This window comes from Enterobacter cloacae complex sp. 2024EL-00227 (assembly GCF_043945315.1).
Taxonomy (GTDB): domain Bacteria; phylum Pseudomonadota; class Gammaproteobacteria; order Enterobacterales; family Enterobacteriaceae; genus Enterobacter; species Enterobacter roggenkampii.
On sequence record NZ_JBIMQP010000069.1, the window covers coordinates 1 to 857 of the forward strand.

1 pseudogene is annotated in these 857 nt (G+C 47.3%); it reads left to right on the forward strand.

From position 1 onward, the window contains the following. Window positions 1–601, forward strand: a pseudogene (locus ACHH0Z_RS25590) (IS110-like element IS4321 family transposase); the annotation flags it as partial. Between the last annotated feature and the right edge of the window lie 256 nt (window positions 602–857).

The window sequence follows — 857 nt, forward strand, 5'->3', positions numbered from 1 at the left end:
AACAACCAATCAAATGCATGCTTTTCTGCTGGAATTTGGCATTAGCGTTCCCCGAGGAGCTGCCGTTATTAGCCGACTGAGTACCATTCTTGAGGATAATAGTTTGCCTCTTTACCTCAGCCAGTTATTGCTGAAATTACAACAGCATTATCACTATCTTGTTGAGCAGATTAAAGATTTGGAATCCCAGTTGAAACGAAAGTTGGACGAAGATGAGGTTGGACAGCGCTTGCTGAGCATTCCCTGCGTCGGAACACTGACAGCGAGTACTATTTCAACTGAGATTGGCGACGGGAAGCAGTACGCCAGCAGCCGTGACTTTGCGGCGGCAACAGGGCTTGTACCTCGGCAGTACAGCACGGGAGGTAGGACGACATTGCTGGGAATTAGTAAGCGAGGTAATAAAAAGATCCGAACTTTGTTGGTTCAATGTGCCAGGGTATTCATACAAAAACTGGAACACCAGTCTGGCAAATTGGCCGATTGGGTCAGGGATTTACTGTGCCGGAAAAGCAACTTTGTCGTCACTTGTGCTCTGGCAAACAAGCTGGCCAGAATAGCCTGGGCCCTAACGGCACGACAGCAAACTTATGTAGCATAACGGCAGAAATACACCGGTTTAAAGAATTACTGATCTGGTTTTGCGAATACTGATATTGATGATACTAACGGCCCACCGGCCTGTTGAGGAACCTGTAAAACGGAAAGGCTCATTGAAGCCGTATATTTTCTGGAGGTTCATCAGGCGCGGAACTCATCAAGGCGCGGGAATAAAATCCCATTCAGACGCCGGATAGATTCAAGCAAGCCAACTTGTCGTCAAAATCGGTGTTGCAAAAACGGGAGTGACCATAGAT